The 16,047-nt window shown below is 59.8% G+C and carries 12 protein-coding genes; 7 read left to right on the top strand and 5 right to left on the bottom strand.

Going from position 1 to position 16,047, the window contains the following annotated elements:
* The first annotated feature begins 98 nt into the window (after positions 1–98).
* A complete protein-coding gene (locus AQ621_RS02335; protein ID WP_058340103.1) occupies positions 99–3,023 on the top strand; it encodes an insulinase family protein in 2,925 nt (974 codons plus the stop codon).
* Here AQ621_RS02335 and AQ621_RS02330 read toward each other — a convergent pair.
* Positions 3,020–3,835 (bottom strand): posphoenolpyruvate synthetase regulatory kinase/phosphorylase PpsR, encoded by an 816-nt coding sequence (locus AQ621_RS02330; protein ID WP_058340102.1) that lies wholly within the window; start codon positions 3,833–3,835, stop codon positions 3,020–3,022. The genes AQ621_RS02335 and AQ621_RS02330 overlap by 4 nt on opposite strands.
* A 112-nt stretch (positions 3,836–3,947) precedes the next feature.
* On the opposite strand from AQ621_RS02330, the gene ppsA reads away from it, so the two are divergent.
* Together ppsA and rraA are read left to right on the top strand one after the other, a co-directional pair.
* The gene (gene ppsA, locus AQ621_RS02325; protein WP_022988087.1) at positions 3,948–6,320 is read left to right on the top strand and encodes a phosphoenolpyruvate synthase; all 2,373 of its coding nucleotides are present in this window, start codon (positions 3,948–3,950) and stop codon (positions 6,318–6,320) included.
* Positions 6,321–6,351: 31 nt separating this feature from the next.
* A complete protein-coding gene (rraA, locus tag AQ621_RS02320; protein ID WP_022988086.1) occupies positions 6,352–6,831 on the top strand; it encodes a ribonuclease E activity regulator RraA in 480 nt (159 codons plus the stop codon).
* A gap of 85 nt (positions 6,832–6,916) precedes the next feature.
* On the opposite strand, the gene AQ621_RS02315 is transcribed toward rraA, so the two are convergent.
* Both AQ621_RS02315 and AQ621_RS02310 read right to left on the bottom strand, forming a co-directional pair.
* The gene (locus AQ621_RS02315) at positions 6,917–7,582 is read right to left on the bottom strand and encodes a TIGR04211 family SH3 domain-containing protein (protein WP_058340101.1); all 666 of its coding nucleotides are present in this window, start codon (positions 7,580–7,582) and stop codon (positions 6,917–6,919) included.
* Between the two features lie 121 nt (positions 7,583–7,703).
* Positions 7,704–8,003: a YciI family protein gene (locus tag AQ621_RS02310; protein ID WP_058340100.1), complete on the bottom strand. Its 300-nt coding sequence runs from the start codon at positions 8,001–8,003 to the stop codon at positions 7,704–7,706.
* Positions 8,004–8,088: 85 nt separating this feature from the next.
* On the opposite strand from AQ621_RS02310, the gene AQ621_RS02305 reads away from it, so the two are divergent.
* On the top strand, positions 8,089–8,961 hold the full coding sequence (locus AQ621_RS02305) for a PHP domain-containing protein (RefSeq protein WP_082640883.1): 873 nt from the start codon (positions 8,089–8,091) through the stop codon (positions 8,959–8,961).
* Here the strand turns inward: AQ621_RS02305 and AQ621_RS02300 are convergent.
* Together AQ621_RS02300 and rne are read right to left on the bottom strand one after the other, a co-directional pair.
* Positions 8,958–9,500, bottom strand: coding sequence for a YecA/YgfB family protein (locus AQ621_RS02300; protein WP_058340099.1), 543 nt, complete (start codon positions 9,498–9,500; stop codon positions 8,958–8,960). The genes AQ621_RS02305 and AQ621_RS02300 overlap by 4 nt on opposite strands.
* 2 nt (positions 9,501–9,502) lie before the next feature.
* Positions 9,503–12,607 carry a ribonuclease E gene (rne, locus tag AQ621_RS02295; protein ID WP_058340098.1) on the bottom strand — a complete coding sequence of 1,035 codons (3,105 nt, stop codon included), beginning with the start codon at positions 12,605–12,607 and terminating at the stop codon, positions 9,503–9,505.
* 590 nt (positions 12,608–13,197) lie between these two features.
* On the opposite strand from rne, the gene rluC reads away from it, so the two are divergent.
* From rluC to AQ621_RS02280, 3 genes are read left to right on the top strand one after another with little or no spacing between them, the layout of a single operon-like run.
* Positions 13,198–14,280: a 23S rRNA pseudouridine(955/2504/2580) synthase RluC gene (gene rluC, locus AQ621_RS02290; protein ID WP_058340097.1), complete on the top strand. Its 1,083-nt coding sequence runs from the start codon at positions 13,198–13,200 to the stop codon at positions 14,278–14,280.
* Positions 14,280–14,927, top strand: a complete 648-nt coding sequence (locus tag AQ621_RS02285; RefSeq protein WP_058340096.1) for an HAD family hydrolase — start codon at positions 14,280–14,282, stop codon at positions 14,925–14,927. The genes rluC and AQ621_RS02285 overlap by 1 nt, the downstream gene beginning before the upstream one ends.
* Before the next feature lie 38 nt (positions 14,928–14,965).
* On the top strand, positions 14,966–16,030 hold the full coding sequence (locus tag AQ621_RS02280; protein WP_058340095.1) for a S49 family peptidase: 1,065 nt from the start codon (positions 14,966–14,968) through the stop codon (positions 16,028–16,030).
* Positions 16,031–16,047 lie beyond the last annotated feature (17 nt).

Below are 16,047 nucleotides of genomic sequence, written 5' to 3'. Positions count from 1 at the left end.
ATCGGCAGGCTACCTTGTTGAGTCCGTTCCGTGCATCATATCCGATAGTACGTGTTACCCTGTAATTCTCCAATTGTTCAATACACAGGATCGTTTTAATGGCTGCAGCGACAGACAACGCAATCCATCCGGCTTTCGAGAAAATTCGCAGTCACCGGATTGGCACCCTTAACCTGGAGGTTGAGGAGTATCGCCACAAGAAAACCGGTGCCCGCCATCTTCACCTGGCGGCAGATAACGACGAGAACGTGTTTTTCGTGGCCCTGCGTACCTTCCCGATGGACTCCACCGGTGTTGCGCACATTCTCGAGCATACGGCACTGTGCGGCAGTGAGCGTTATCCCGTTCGCGACCCGTTTTTCATGATGATCCGGCGTTCCCTGAACACCTTTATGAACGCCTTTACCAGCAGCGACTGGACTGCCTACCCGTTCGCCAGCATGAACCGCAAGGACTTCGACAACCTGTTGTCGGTGTACCTGGATTCGGTATTCTTCTCCAAGCTGGACCCGCTGGACTTTGCCCAGGAAGGCCATCGCCTGGAGTTCGACAAGCCGGATGACCCTTCCAGCGACCTGGTGTACCGGGGCGTGGTCTATAACGAAATGAAAGGGGCCATGAGTGCGCCCACTTCCCAGCTGTGGCAGAACCTGACCAGCCACCTGTTCCCGACCACCACCTACCACTACAACAGTGGCGGTGAGCCGGACCACATCGTAGACCTCAGCTACGATGACCTGGTGAAGTTCTACAAGCACCACTACCACCCGAGCAACGCGATTTTTGCCACCTACGGCAATATTCCCGCGCACGAGCACCACGAGAAGTTCGAAGAGCAGGCCCTGAAGCGGTTCGACAAGCTGGATATCGAGCTGCCGGTGCGGGACGAAAAGCGCATGTTCGCCCCTATGCGGGTAGAGCAGGGCTATGCGGTGAATGACGGCGAAGGCACCGAGAACAAAACCCACATTGTGATGGGCTGGTTGCTGGGCCACAGCTTTGACCTGCAGGAAAACCTTGAAGGCCAGCTGCTGTCTTCCGTCTTGCTGGAAAACAGTGCATCACCGCTGATGCGGGCACTGGAAACCACCGATCTGGGCCACGCGCCATCGCCCATGTGCGGGCTGGAAGATTCCAACCGGGAAATGACCTTTGTGTGCGGTATTGAAGGTAGTGAGCCGGAACGCCGTGCCGAGCTGGAGCAGCTGGTGGAGTCCACCTTGCAGAAGGTGGTCGACGAAGGCATCAGCCAGGAGCGGCTGGAAGCCATTCTGCACCAGTTGGAACTGCATCAGCGGGAGATCGCCGGCGACAGCTTCCCCTATGGTTTGCAGCTGATCATGCACGCGATTTCACCCATGGTGCACGGCGGGGATCCGGTGGAGCTGCTGGACCTTGAGCCGGTACTGGCTACCCTGCGTGAAAAGATCAAAGACCCGGACTACGTGCCAGGCCTGATTCGTCGCAAACTGTTGGATAACCCGCACCGGGTAACCCTGACCCTGCGCCCGGACGAAAACCTGGAAAGCCAGCACCAGAAGGCGATCCGGGAAACCCTGGCCAAGCGCAAGGCCAGCCTGAGCGAAGAGGAAGTGCAGCAGATTGTCGAGCGGGCACAGGCGCTGGAAGAGCGCCAGCTGCGCAAAGACGACGATTCCATTCTGCCGAAGGTAGGGCTGGACGATGTGCCCCTGCAGATGCCGGAGCCAGTCGGCAGTTACGATGCTGAAATTGGCGCTACGGTGTATGCCCGCGGCACCAACGGCCTGGTGTACCAGCAGGTAGTCCTGCCACTTCCGGCCCTGAGCAAAGACGAACTGCTGCTGTTGCCTTACTACACCACCCTGATTTCCGAGCTGGGTTGTGGCGACCTGGATTACCTGCAGATGCAGGATCGTATTTCCGCAGAATCCGGCGGCATTGGCGCATCCTTTACCGCCAAGGGCCGGATTGACGATGTACAGGCTATGTCCGGCTACCTGATCTTCAGCGGCAAGGCACTGGCCCGCAACAGTGCGGCGCTGACCCGTCTGCTGAAAGATGTGTATACCGGTGTGCGGTTTGACGAGCACGATCGCATTCGCGAAATCGTGGCCCAGGCCCGTGCCCGCCGCGAACAGGCGGTAACCGGCAGTGGCCACGCACTGGCGATGGGTGCTGCCGCCCAGGGTCTGAGCGCCGGCGCCTGGCTGACGTTCCGGTTGGGTGGCCTGGAAGGGATTCGGGGCACCAAGGCCCTGGACAAGTCCCTGAAAGACGAACAGGCCCTGAAGGATTTCTGTGCCAGCCTGGCCGCGCTTCACGACAAGATTCGCAACCAGGGCCGCCAGTTCCTGCTGATTGGCGAAGATGGCCAGCTGGCGCCCATGCTGGACGAGCTGAAAGCCTGCTGGCAGAACGACAGCGGTGAAACCAGCGAAAGCTGGAGCATGGAGCCGGTGAACTACAACACCCGCGAAGCCTGGCTGACCTCTACCCAGGTGAACTTCTGCGCCAAGGCCTACAGCACTGTTGCTGTGGACCATCCGGATGCAGCAGCGCTGACGGTACTGGGTGGTTTCCTGCGTAACGGTTACCTGCACCGGGCTATCCGTGAGAAGGGCGGCGCCTACGGTGGTGGTTCCGGGCAGGACAGTGTGAATGGTGTGTTCCGGTTCTTCTCGTACCGCGATCCACGCCTGGCGGAAACCCTGGACGATTTCGATGCGGCGCTCGAGTGGCTGCGCACCGAACAGCATGATCACCAATCCCTGGAAGAAGCTATTCTGGGCGTGATCGGCCAGCTTGACCGGCCCCGTTCTCCGGCCGGCGCTGCCCGCCATGCGTTCCATAATGGCTTGTTTGGCCGGTCACCAGAGCAGCGCGCCCGGTTCCGGGAACGGGTGCTGGGCGTGACAATGGATGAGCTGCGCCGGGTGGCAGACACCTGGCTGAAGCCGGAAAACGCCAGCGTGGCGGTAGTCACCAGCCCGGACAACCGGGAAGTTGCCGAAGGGCTGGGGCTGGCTATCCAGGAGCTTTAACGGTGACGTTTCAACCCGGTGGTTACCATAATCCGGGTTGAAATCTCTTCCACCGAGTAGGCTGTGGTGTTCAGGTAGGGGATGCGTTCCCGCTTGTACATCAGCTCGATTTCTTCGATTTCGTGCATGCACTGCTGGATGGACGAGTACCGGGAATTGGGCCGCCGTTCGTTACGGATGGTGGCCAGGCGGTCCGGGTCGATGGTCAGGCCGAACAGCTTTTCTTTATGGGGCCGCAGGGCCGCCGGCATTTTCTGGTCGTCCAGGTCTTCTTCGGTGATCGGATAGTTGGCGGCCTTGATGCCGTACTGCAGGGCCAGGTACAGGCAGGTAGGTGTTTTGCCACTGCGGGACGCGCCCACCAGGATCAGGTCTGCTTCGTCGTAGTGGCGGGTACGTGCGCCGTCGTCGTTATCCAGTGCAAAGTTGACCGCATGGATGCGCCGCTCGTAGCTGCCTTCGTTGTTGATGGAGTGGGACTTGCCCACCGAGTAAGACGACGACGAACTCAGTTCCTGCTCCAGCGGGCTCAGGAAGGTGCCGAAGATATCGATCATGAAGCCTTCAGCATCGCTGATAATCTCGCGGATGGTACTGTTCACAATGGTGTCGAACACCAGGGGCCGTTCGCCATCCACTTCAGCGGCCTTGTTGATGCGGATGACCATCTCGCGGGCTTTGTCTTCGTCATCAATATAGGGCACGGTTACCCGTTCGAAATCGATTTTTTCAAACTGTGCCAACAGCGCGTGGCCCAGTGCTTCGGCGGTCAGCCCTGTGCCGTCCGAGATAAAAAAAGCCGTTCTTTTCATGATTTCTTTCCGTTCAGTTTTAGGCTAGTCCCTAGGTAATTCCCGCAGCTTACAGTATCATAGCCGCCATATTCGAGACTCCGCGCCACACAGACTCAAGGGAGACCACGCTTTGGAAGATTACATTATCTGGTTTGACCACCTGGGAATGTCCGATGTTGACCGTGTTGGAGGCAAGAACGCTTCCCTCGGTGAAATGATCAGTAATCTCGCCAATGCAGGTGTTACCGTTCCTGGCGGTTTTGCAACAACTGCACACGCCTACCGGGAATTCCTGGCCACCGATGGCCTGAAAGACCGCATTGATGAAGCCCTGGATGCCCTGGACGTTAACGATGTTAACGAACTGGCCCGGGTTGGCGCACAGATTCGCCAGTGGGTGATCGACACCCCGTTCCCCGACGTTCTTGATAATGCCCTGAAAGAAGCCTACGCGAAACTCCGGGATGGCAATGAGTCCATGGCGGTTGCTGTTCGTTCTTCTGCGACTGCCGAAGACCTGCCGGATGCATCTTTCGCTGGCCAGCAGGAAACCTTTCTGAACGTGGTTGGCCTGGAGCAGGTTCGTGTTTCTGTCAAAGAAGTATTTGCCTCCCTGTTCAACGACCGTGCGATTTCCTACCGGGTTCACCACGGCTTTGACCACAAGCTGGTGGCGCTGTCTGCCGGTATCCAGAAAATGGTGCGCAGTGAAACCGCTTCCAGCGGTGTAATGTTTACCCTGGATACTGAATCCGGTTTCCGTGACGTGGTGTTTATCACCTCTTCCTATGGCCTGGGCGAGACAGTGGTACAGGGCGCGGTAAACCCTGACGAATTCTATGTACACAAGCCGACCCTGGAAGCGGGCCGTCCGTCTGTGCTGCGCCGTAACCTGGGCAGCAAGGCCATCAAGATGGTTTACCATTCCGAGCCGGGCGAAGGTAAGTTTGTGGAGACCGTGAAGGTAGACCACGACGAGCGCAACAGCTTCTCCATCACCGACGCGGAAGTAGAAGAACTGGCCAAGCAAGCCATGATCATCGAAAAGCACTACCAGCGCCCGATGGACATTGAGTGGGCCAAAGACGGCGATGACGGCAAGATCTACATCGTTCAGGCCCGCCCTGAAACCGTCAAGAGCCGTGCGTCTGCCAACGTAATGGAGCGCTACCTGCTGAAAGAAACCGGCAAGGTGCTGGTGGAAGGCCGCAGTATCGGCCACAAGATCGGCAGTGGCCCGGTGAAGATTATCACCAGCATTAACGAGATGGACCGTGTGCAGCCCGGCGACGTGCTGGTAACAGACATGACGGACCCGGACTGGGAGCCGGTCATGAAGCGTGCGTCTGCCATTGTGACAGACCGTGGCGGCCGTACCTGCCACGCGGCGATCATTGCCCGTGAGCTGGGTATCCCGGCGGTAGTCGGCTGTGGTGATGCCACCGAGCTGCTGAACGATGGCCAGGAAGTGACTGTGTCCTGCGCCGAAGGCGACACCGGCATGATCTACGAGGGTGCGCTGGACTTCGAACTGCGTGAGAACACCGTCGATTCCATGCCCAACATTCCGTTCAAGATCATGATGAACGTGGGCAACCCGGACCGTGCCTTTGATTTCCAGGCGCTGCCGAACGAAGGTGTGGGCCTGGCCCGCCTCGAGTTCATCATCAACCGGATGATCGGCGTGCACCCGAAAGCACTGCTGAACTACGACAACCTGCCGCGGGATATCAAGCAGACCGTAGACAAACGCATTGCCGGCTACACCTCGCCGGTGGACTTCTACGTGGACAAGCTGGTTGAGGGTATTTCCACCCTGGCCGCAGCCTTTGCGCCCAAGAAGGTGATTGTTCGCCTGTCTGACTTCAAATCCAACGAGTACGCCAACCTGATTGGCGGTACTTTGTACGAGCCGGACGAAGAGAACCCGATGCTGGGCTTCCGTGGTGCGTCCCGCTATATTTCCGAAACCTTCCGTGACTGTTTCGAGCTGGAATGCCGTGCCCTGAAAAAGGTGCGCAACGAGATGGGCCTCACCAACGTGGAAGTGATGGTTCCGTTTGTGCGTACGGTGGGCGAAGCCGAGCAGGTGGTGAACCTGCTGGCCGAGAATGGCCTGAAGCGCGGCGAGAACGGCCTGCGGGTGATCATGATGTGCGAGCTGCCGGCCAACGCGCTGCTGGCGGACCAGTTCCTGGAGCACTTCGATGGCTTCTCCATCGGTTCCAACGACCTGACCCAGCTGACCCTGGGCCTGGACCGGGATTCCGGCATCATTGCCCACCTGTTCGATGAGCGGAACGACGCGGTGAAGATCCTCCTGTCCAACGCTATCCAGGCCTGCAAGAAGGCCGGCAAGTACATCGGTATCTGTGGTCAGGGCCCGTCGGATCATCCGGACCTGGCCAAGTGGCTGATGGACGAGGGTATCGATACGGTATCCCTGAACCCGGATTCTGTACTGGATACCTGGTTCTTCCTGGCCGACGAAAAGATTGACTGATTACGAACCTTCGGAAAAGGAGAGTAGCAAGGTGAGCAATATTATTACGCCGGATCTGTGCGACGAGTTTCCGGAAGTACAGGTGGTGGAAGCCGGCTTCAACAACTACGGTGGTGTTCGTCAGTTTGGCGGCGAAATCGTAACGGTTAAGTGCTTCGAAGATAACTCCATCGTAAAAGAGCAGGTTGGCCTGCCGGGCAACGGCCGGGTGATGGTGGTTGACGGTGGCGGCTCAAAGCGGAATGCGCTGCTGGGCGATATGCTGGCCGAGAAAGCCGCTGAGAACGGCTGGGCCGGGCTGGTTATCTATGGCTGCATCCGCGATGTAGACGAGATCGGCAAGACCCATCTGGGTGTTCAGGCGCTGGGTACCATTCCGCGCAAGACCGAGAAGCGTGGCATTGGTGACCTGAACATTCCGGTGACCTTCCACGGGGTGACGTTCCACCCGGGGCAGTATGTCTATGCCGATAACAACGGCATCATTGTTTCCGAGAAGCCCCTGGTGTAATTCCGGGGCAGGAAGCAAAACCAAAAACGGCGGCCAGATGGGCCGCCGTTTTTGTTTGCAGGACTGGAACTTGAAGGGCCGGTGATCAGGCCCAGTTGTCGGTCTTGCGGGTAGGCTTGAGCATGGGCACCAGAAGTGCCAGCAGCACGCCGGCAAACACCAGGCCTGCGCCCAGCAGCATGAAGTCGGATTCTTTGCCGGCTTCCAAGCGCTCGTTTTCTGCGGTCAGTACTTCCAGGTCGTTACGCAGTTTCTGGTTGTCTTCCAGCAGCTCGCGGTTGCGGCGCTCCAGGTTGATGGAGTCGGCGGCGATGTTCTTGATGCGCTCCAGTTCTGTCTGCAGTTGCCGGGACCGGCTGGACAGGTTGCTTTCGGCACTCTCCAGTTCGTCGCGCTCGGAGGTAACGGCATTGAGCTGCTCCCGGGCCTGGGCCAGTTCTGTCCGGGCGGTTTCAAGGTCTCGGGTTGCCTGTTGCAGACGGTCTTCTGCGATGGGCTGGTTGCTCAGATACTGGCTGGCTACCCAGCCTTCGTTACCCTTGGAGGTGCGTACCCGGGTGTAGCCGTCTCCGGTTTCGAGCACTTCCATGCGGGTGCCGCTGACTGCGTTCTCGATAATGCGGAACTGGGAGCCGGCGCCGGTGCGGACCGGCAGGTAAACTTTGTCGTCTACCCAAACCGTTCGGGCCTGGGCCACGGCAACCGAGCTGATGATAAGCAGTAAGCTGAGAAATAAACGAAACGGTGTCACGGGCGGGTTTCCCTGAGTTTGACGGTTGTTGCTTTAGTTTGCCTGAAAATCAAGGCGCCAATTTTGTCACAGGATGGCCGTGGTTCAAAAGCGCCCGAGGGTTACAATCCGCTCATGCTGCTCAGGGCAGGGCGACCTTGTAGGGCTTCACTTTCACTTCCTTGTAAACACCAGCATCCACATAAGGGTCAGCATCGGCCCAGGCCTGTGCCTGCTCAAGGGATTCAAACTCGGCAATTACCAGGCTGCCGGTAAAGCCGGAATCGCCCGGTTCCGGTGAGTCGATGGCCGGGTGCGGGCCGGCAACCAGCAGGCGGCCCTGGTTTTTGAGGTCTTCAAGCCGGGCCAGGTGGGCCGGGCGCGCCTGTTTGCGCAGGGCCAGGCTGTCCGGGATGTCTTCACTGATAATGGCGTAATACATGGGTGCTCCGGTTATCGTGGGCCGGGGTAACGGCCCGCAGGCCAAGGCTGATACACTGTGGCCACGTTTTATGACAGGAATGCCCGTGACTATACCCCAACACCAGACTCCATGCATCGACCTGCATTGCCACAGCACCGCGTCGGATGGCGCGCTGGCTCCCGAGGAGCTGGTTCAGCGCGCGGCAGAGCAGGGCGTTACCCACCTGGCCCTGACTGACCACGATACGATCAACGGCCTGGAGCCGGCGCGACAGGCGGCTGCAGGGCACGGGATGACACTGGTTAACGGCACTGAGCTGTCCTGCGTATGGCGCAGCCAGACCATTCATATCGTCGGGCTGGATTTTGATCACGAGGATGCCGACTTCCTGGCAGCGCTGGCGCGCCAGCATGACAACCGCTGGCAGCGTGCCCGGTTGATCGCCGACAAGCTGTCCAAGCTGAAAGTGGATGGATTACTGGAAAAGGCCACCGCCCATGCCGGTGGGGATGTTCCGGGCCGCCCCCACTTTGCCCGGGTGCTGATTGATGAGGGTGTGGTCTCCCGAATGGATGCCGCCTTCAAGCGCTATCTGGGTACCGGCAAGCCGGGTGATGTGAAAGCCTGCTGGCCGGAACTGGACGAGGTGGTTGGCTGGATTGAGCGGGCCGGGGGGATCTCTGTGCTGGCGCATCCCCGCAAGTACAAGCTGACCGCGACCAAGTTGCGGGAGCTGACGGCGGATTTCCGAAGAGCCGGGGGGCGAGGTATCGAGGTGTCTGTTTCCGGGCAGTCCAGTGGTGATCTGGGCTTTGTGGCGGAACTGGCCAGGCGGGAGAAGCTGCTGGCATCGCAGGGCAGTGATTTCCACTTTCCCGGTGCGCCCTGGTGCGAGCTGGGCAAGATAACAAAAATGCCAGAGGGGCTGGAGCCCGTCTGGCATCATTTCAAGCAGCCGGTCAGCGCCGGGGTTTAATCCGGCGCGTGGAACAGCAGGTACAAGTCGGTCAGTGAATCCGGGATGGCTTCTGCCATCCGGCTGGCCAGTTTCTCGTCGTTGCGGACTTTCTGGAAGTCTTCATCGTCGAACAGGCCAGACAGTGTCAGCATGGGCACCATCAGGTCTGCCACTTCTTCTTCACCGGCGGCTTCGAGCCATTCTTCCTCGTGATCCAGGAAGGTGTCTACGAACCCTGCGCACCAGTTTTCCAGTGCGTTCATGGGGTCGCCGTCTTCCGGCTCCGGGAGTTCCAGTGACTGGCCCATATCCAGCAGGTGGGCCATTTCCCTGGAGAGTTCGTTCACGCAGTGAGCGAAGATCTCGGGTACCCCGCCATCGGGCAGGTTATCTGCGCCGGTGGCAAGGCGGAAGATATCTTCCGCCCCGAGGCTGACCGGGCCAACGACGCTGGCGCATACCACCCCGTGCAGTCCGAAGAAGTCCAGGGCGTCGTCGCCCCAGGGCTCGGCGAAGAGGATGTCTTCCAGCGCTTCGATGTCCGAATTGGTCAGCATAATCAATTACTCCCGGCCTGCTTTTCAGCTTCGGCCTTTTTAGCTTCTTCGGCCGCTCGCTGACGCTTGCGGACCTCTCTTGGATCATTGTAAGCGCGGCCCGGTGTTACCGGTACGTCTTCCGGCTTGGCCTGGGCTTCGGGAGCTGGCTCTTCCGCTTTCTCAGGCTTTGCTTCCGGCTTTTCTTCGGCCTTCACTTCAGGCTTGGGCTCTGGCTTGGCTTCAGCCTTCTCCTCAGCCTTGGGCTCGGTTTTCGCTTCAGGTGCCTTGGCAGGCTCAGCCGCTTCGGCCGGCTTGCTGGTGGCTTCCGGAGCTGTCTCTGCCTTGTCGGCTTGTTCCGGCTTGTCAGCGTTATCCGCCTTTTCTGCCTTCTCTGCAGCCTTGGGCTTGCGCGGGCGGCCGCCGGAGCGGGGTTTGCGGGCTGGCTTGTCTTCGCTGGCTTGAGGCTTTTCCTCGGCCTTGGCTTCCGCTTTGTCTTCGGCCTTGGCTTCGGTGCTTTCAGTCTGCTCAGCTTTCGCCTCGGCCTTTTCCGCTTCTGGCTTGGTCTCTTCAGCCTTGGGCTCTGCAGGCTTGGACTCTTCAACCTTCGGCTCATCAACCTTCGACTCTGCAGCAGGCTTGGTTTCAACCGGCTTGGTTTCGGCTGGCTTGCTGGCTTCAGGCTGTTCTGCCGTCTCGGCCTTGGGCTTTTCTTCAGCCGCCGGAGCCTTCTCGGGCTGCTTGGCAACCTCTTGCTTCACCTCGGCCTTGGCTACCTCAGCTTTTTTCACCTCGACAGTATCCTGCTCGACGGCTTTTTCCGGCTGGGTGTCTTTCTGGTGCTTTTCGCTACGCTCGGCTTTACGCTCAGCCGGAGTAGACACCGGAGCCTCGGCCGGAGAACCGTCCCGGTTACGCTGACGACGCGGCTTGCGGCGCTTGTCATCGGCTGCCGGCTTGTCGCTGGCCTGCTGCGGCTGCTGGCTGTCAGCCTGGTCGCGGGTCTCCTTCTGGTCTTTCTGGTCCTTCGGATCCCGCTGCGGACGGTTACGGTTCTGGCTGCGGTTCTGGGAATCCCGGCGGTTATCGCGACGGTTGTCGTTTCCGCGGTTATCCGCGCCTTTGTTGTCGGCAGACTTGTCCTGCTGACCCTGGCGACTGCCGCTACTGCGGGACTGGTCGTCGCTCCGGTTGTTGCGGTTACGGCTGCGGTTGTCGTCGCTGCGGTTCTGGGAGCCGCCCTGACGGCGATCGTTGCCGTTGCGGTTACTGCTGCCACCGCCACTGCGCTGATCACCACGGGCTACGCGGGTTTTCCGGCGATCCTGGCGGGCCTGGGGCCGACGGTCGTCAGTACGCTCGCGGGTGGTGCTGCGCTGGTTGGTGATGCCTTCGCTTTCCGGCTGGTCGCCGCGGAAGAAACAGGCAATCTTCTTGCCCAGTTTGCGGAACAGGCCTTCTTCCTGCTCGCTGGCTTCCTGGCTGGCCGGCGCCGCTGCCGGAGTGGGCGCAGGAGCCGCCGGGCGAATGGCTTTTACAGCGGCCTGTTCGCGTACCGGCTTTTCGGTGCCGGGCATTTCAACGACGGCTTCTTCTTCGCGCTCGTTGTACTGCTGGGCAACCTGGTGGCTGGAAACGTGTTCCGGGGTGGCTTCATCCTGGCGCAGACGAATGATTTCGAAGTGCGGGGTTTCCATGTTGGGGACCGGGGCAACCACCACAGAGACACCCTGGCGGGCTTCGATATCGGCCAGCTGCTTGCGCTTCTCGTTCAGCAGGAAGGTGGCCACAGAGACCGGCACCATGGCGCGGACTTCGGCGGTTTTTTCCTTGGAAGACTCTTCGTAGATCAGGCGCATGATGCTCAGGGCCAGGGATTCGATACCCCGGATGGTGCCCTGGCCTTCACAGCGCGGGCACACTTCACTGCGGGTTTCACCCAGAGACGGGCGCAGGCGCTGCCGTGACATTTCCAGCAGGCCGAAGCGGGAGATCTTGCCAACCTGAACGCGGGCCCGGTCGATTTCCAGGGCTTCGCGCATTTTATGCTCGACTTCACGCTGGTGCTTGGCCGGGGTCATGTCGATGAAGTCGATCACGATCAGGCCGCCCATGTCGCGCAGGCGCAACTGGCGAGCGATCTCTTCGGCCGCTTCCAGGTTGGTCTGCAGGGCAGTCTCCTCGATATCGTGGCCCTTGGTGGCCCGGGAGGAGTTGATGTCGATGGATACCAGCGCTTCGGTCGGATCGATCACGATGGAACCGCCAGACGGCAGTTTTACTTCGCGCTGGAATGCGGTCTCAATCTGGCCTTCGATCTGGTAACGGCTGAACAGGGGGATTTCATCCTTGTACAGCTTGATCTTGTTTTCGAAGGTGGGCATGACGGCGCGAACGAAGCTCAGGACGTCTTCGTACACGCTTTCTGCGTCGATCAGGACTTCGCCGATATCCTGGCGGAGGTAGTCGCGCACGGCGCGGATGATCACGTTGCTTTCCTGGTGAATCAGGAACGGAGCCTTGCGCTCACCGGCCGCCTGGGTAATGGCTTCCCAGAACTGCACCAGGTAGTCGAGGTCCCACTGGAGCTCTTCGGTGGTACGGCCGATGCCGGCAGTACGCACAATGATGCCCATAGACTTGGGCACCTGGACGCCGTTCATGGCTTCTTTCAGCTGGGCCCGCTCTTCACCTTCGATACGGCGGGAAATGCCGCCGGCACGGGGGTTGTTCGGCATCAGCACCAGGTAGCGGCCGGCCAGGGAGATGAAAGTGGTCAGGGCTGCGCCCTTGTTGCCACGCTCTTCTTTATCTACCTGTACGATGACTTCCTGGCCTTCGGAGACCACATCTTTGATGTTGATCTTGCCTTCGATCTGGCCCGGGGACTTCTTGAAGTATTCCTTGGAGATTTCCTTCAGGGGAAGGAAGCCGTGGCGGTCGGCGCCGAAGTCGACAAAGGCAGCTTCCAGGCTGGGCTCTACGCGGGTGATGCGGCCTTTGTAAATGTTGGATTTTTTCTGTTCGCGGGTGCTGGATTCGATATCCAGGTCAAACAGCCGTTGGCCGTCTACAAGCGCTACGCGCAACTCCTCGGGGTGAGTTGCATTGATCAGCATTCTTTTCATGGAAAGAAAGGGTTCCTGTCGTTTGTTAGTGACAGAAAACCGGAGGGTTCACATCAGCGAAGCAGGATGTGCGTGCCGCAGGCCCTGTTACAGCAGGGAGGGGCCGGCGGCCAGACGGATCATACCCTTATGGGGAGAGATCCTGTAAGTCTGAGACCACCGCCTGTGATTCGCCTGCCTGTGGGCAGGGAGAGTTCGTTCAGGTTGAGTGTCTGTTGACGCATAATATCCGTTTTCAGGTTCACACAAACTCCTGGGTCTCACGTCGTATTGGTTTGCAGACGGCCCGGGTTCGCGTGGCAATGATTCTTCGCGATGTCGCCCGACGGTTTTCCGTTCGGTTGTTTCAGCTCCCGGTCAGGTGCAGCCTCTCTGGGTCTGGCCTGTGAGTCCGGAAGTTTGTCTCCCGCCGTGCCCGGTAATGATTGGGCTTGCGGCGTTCAATCTCTTAATCAGTGTCGGTATACTGCTGCCGCTCCGGCTTCTGACCAGAGTTCGTCAGGCCGTAGACAAACGGCAGAGCACGCCGGAATATAACAGTAAAGGGCTGATCATTCAATCCTGCATTCATCCACCGCAAAAGGTTTCCCATGGCGCGTAATTCTGGTTCCCGTAACAAGCCGTCCAGGGCTGGCAAACCGGGCCGGCCGGGCTCTTCCCGGGCAGGGCAGGGCAGGGCTGCGGCACCTGCGCCGGCTGCCGCGCCGGCGGAGCGCGCGGTGCAGAAGGGGGTGCAATGGATCAGCGTAGATGAGGATATGGCCGGCCAGCGGGTGGATAACTTTCTGATGGCCCGCTTGCGGGGTGTGCCCAAAAGCACGGTGTACCGGATTGTCCGCAAGGGCGAGGTGCGGGTTAATAAAGGGCGCGTGAAGCCGGATACCCGCCTTCAGGCCGGTGATGTGGTACGTATTCCGCCCATGGTGCAGCAGGCGAAAGCGGAGCAGCCAAAGCCCGGTGACCGGGTGCAGGGCGTCATGGAAGCAGCCGTGGTGTTTGAAAACGACGATATGCTGGTGGTGAACAAACCCTCCGGTATTGCCGTGCACGGCGGCAGCGGTTTGAGCTTCGGGCTGATCGAAGTGCTCCGTTCTTCCCGGCCACAGGCGAAGTTCCTGGAACTGGTGCACCGGCTTGACCGTGATACTTCCGGGCTGGTGATGGTGGCGAAGAAACGATCAGCCCTGCGTTTTCTGCAGGATGAACTGCGCCACAAGCGGATACGTAAACACTACCATGCGCTGGTGGCGGGCACCTGGCCGGAAAAGCTGGCGCGGGTGGCCGAGCCGCTGTTGCGTTACGAGATGCCTAACGGCGAGCGCCGGGTGAAGGTGAGTGGCGAGGGCAAGGAATCGCTCACGCTGTATCGGTGTTTGCAGCGGTTTGAGGGTTATTCGCTGGTTGAGGCTTCGCCGGTTACCGGCCGTACCCACCAGATTCGCGTACATTGTGCCTGGGCGGGCCACCCGATTGCCGGAGACGACAAGTATATGGATGACGCCAGCCTGAAGGCGTTTCGGGCCGTGGGTGGTGAACGGTTGATGCTGCACGCCCGGGCACTGGAGTTCACATTGCCCGGTTCAGGTGAAGCAATGCGGCTGGAAGCTCCGTATGATACCCCTTTCGGCAAGCTGGTTGATGCGCTTGCCCGTCGCAGTAAAGGTAAGTTCTGATGAATGTAAAAGTAGTGATTTTTGACTGGGACGGAACCCTGATTGATTCCGTAGACCACATTGCTGACAGCCTGCACCAGGCCGCCACCGAGCTTGGGTATCCGGAACTGGAGCGTGAGGCCTATCGGGATATCATCGGCCTGGGCATGATCGAGGCTCTGGAAAAGCTGTATCCGGGGCTGACCCGCGACGAAATGCAGCGCATCCGCGATGGTTACGCAGGGTATTTCTTCCAGAAGGTGACCACCCCGCAGAACGTATTTGACGGTATGGCCGACGTGGTTACCGATATCCGGCGTTCCGGGCGCGGCTGCTCTGTGGCGACCGGCAAAAGCCGGCGCGGCCTGGCGAGGGCCCTGACCTCCAGTGGCTTGGGCCCGCACTTCGATATCACCCGGTGTGCGGACGAAACCCGTTCCAAGCCGGATCCGCTGATGCTGGAGGAGATCCTGGCGTTCTACGGCTATGAGCCGGAAGAGGCGGTGATGATTGGTGATACCCGCTACGACCTGGATATGGCCCGGCGTATCGGTATGCCGTCCATTGGCGTTGAGTGGGGTGTGCACCAGCGGGATGTGCTGCAGGAATACGACCCCCACGCGGTCGTCACGTCGGTAGACGAATTGCGTCGGGTTCTGGGGCTTTAATGGTTTTGTTACCGCATTGATCGGTTAAGGGATAGCGGATGAGCGAGTGGGATTCGGACAAGCAGCCCGGCTGGGGCGATGAGCCGGCGCAACCTGAAGAAAAGGGGCAGGGTGCGTCTTCCGGTAAGAAAGGCTGGTTTGGCAGGAAGCAGCCGGCTATGCCGCCGGAGTCTGGCCGGGACTGGCGGCTGATCGAGAAGCTGGTGATGTCGTTGCAGGCGGAGCAGCGACGCAGCCGGCGCTGGGGCATCTTTTTCAAGTTTCTGACCTTCGGTTACCTGTTCGCGTTGCTGTTCCTGATCCGGTCTCCTATCGGTGATGGCATGGCGGGTGCCACCGGTGCCCACACGGCATTGGTAGAAGTGAATGGCACCATTGCGGCGGATGAGCTGGCCAGTGCCGACAACCTGGTGGGTGCGCTGCGCTCGGCTTTCGAGGCCGAGAACTCCAGGGCGGTTGTGCTGCGCATCAACAGCCCGGGTGGCAGCCCGGTGCAGTCCGGGTATGTCTACGACGAGATCAAGCGCCTGCGGGAAGAGTACCCGGATAAAAAGCTGTATGCGGTGATTTCCGATATTGGGGCTTCCGGTGCCTATTACATTGCCGCGGCGGCTGATGAAATCTACGCCAACCGGGCAAGCCTGGTGGGTTCTATCGGCGTGGTTGCCGGTGGTTTCGGTTTCACCGGCCTGATGGAGAAGCTGGGTGTTGATCGGCGGCTTTATACCGCTGGCGAAAACAAGGCGTTCCTGGATCCGTTCTCACCCGAGCGTGAAGGCGAGGTTGCCTTCTGGCAGAGCGTGCTTGAAAACACCCACAAGCAGTTCGTGGAAGCTGTTAAGGCTGGCCGGGGTGACCGCCTGGCGGATAACGAAGAATTGTTCTCCGGCCTGGTGTGGAGCGGCGAGCAGGCGCTGGAGCTTGGCTTGATTGACGGGCTGGGTAGCACCTCCTGGGTGGCTCGCCAGCTGGTGGGCGAAGAAAAACTGGTGGATTACAGCCGCAACCGTTCGCCGTTCCAGGAGCTGGTGGACCAGCTTGGTGTTGCGGTGGGTGAGGGCGTGGCCAGCCGCATGCTGGAGTCCCGCCTGGAGATTCGCTGAGCCAGGCTTTTCGGGTG

Source organism: Marinobacter sp. P4B1 (assembly GCF_001447135.1).
GTDB classification, from domain to species: Bacteria; Pseudomonadota; Gammaproteobacteria; order Pseudomonadales; family Oleiphilaceae; genus Marinobacter; species Marinobacter vinifirmus.
Note: the sequence above shows the minus strand (reverse complement) of the source record. Positions and strands in the feature narration are given on the sequence as shown.

Bases quoted from the DNA above. Each gene is read 5' to 3' on its own strand.
- AQ621_RS02330 (WP_058340102.1), bottom strand. From the start codon at position 3,835: ATGAAAAGAACGGCTTTTTTTATCTCGGACGGCACAGGGCTGACCGCC.
- AQ621_RS02310 (WP_058340100.1), bottom strand. From the start codon at position 8,003: ATGTATTACGCCATTATCAGTGAAGACATCCCGGACAGCCTGGCCCTG.
- rne (WP_058340098.1), bottom strand. From the start codon at position 12,607: ATGAAAAGAATGCTGATCAATGCAACTCACCCCGAGGAGTTGCGCGTA.
- rluC (WP_058340097.1), top strand. From the start codon at position 13,198: ATGGCGCGTAATTCTGGTTCCCGTAACAAGCCGTCCAGGGCTGGCAAA.
- AQ621_RS02285 (WP_058340096.1), top strand. From the start codon at position 14,280: ATGAATGTAAAAGTAGTGATTTTTGACTGGGACGGAACCCTGATTGAT.
- AQ621_RS02300 (WP_058340099.1), bottom strand. From the start codon at position 9,500: ATGCTGACCAATTCGGACATCGAAGCGCTGGAAGACATCCTCTTCGCC.
- AQ621_RS02335 (WP_058340103.1), top strand. From the start codon at position 99: ATGGCTGCAGCGACAGACAACGCAATCCATCCGGCTTTCGAGAAAATT.
- AQ621_RS02280 (WP_058340095.1), top strand. From the start codon at position 14,966: ATGAGCGAGTGGGATTCGGACAAGCAGCCCGGCTGGGGCGATGAGCCG.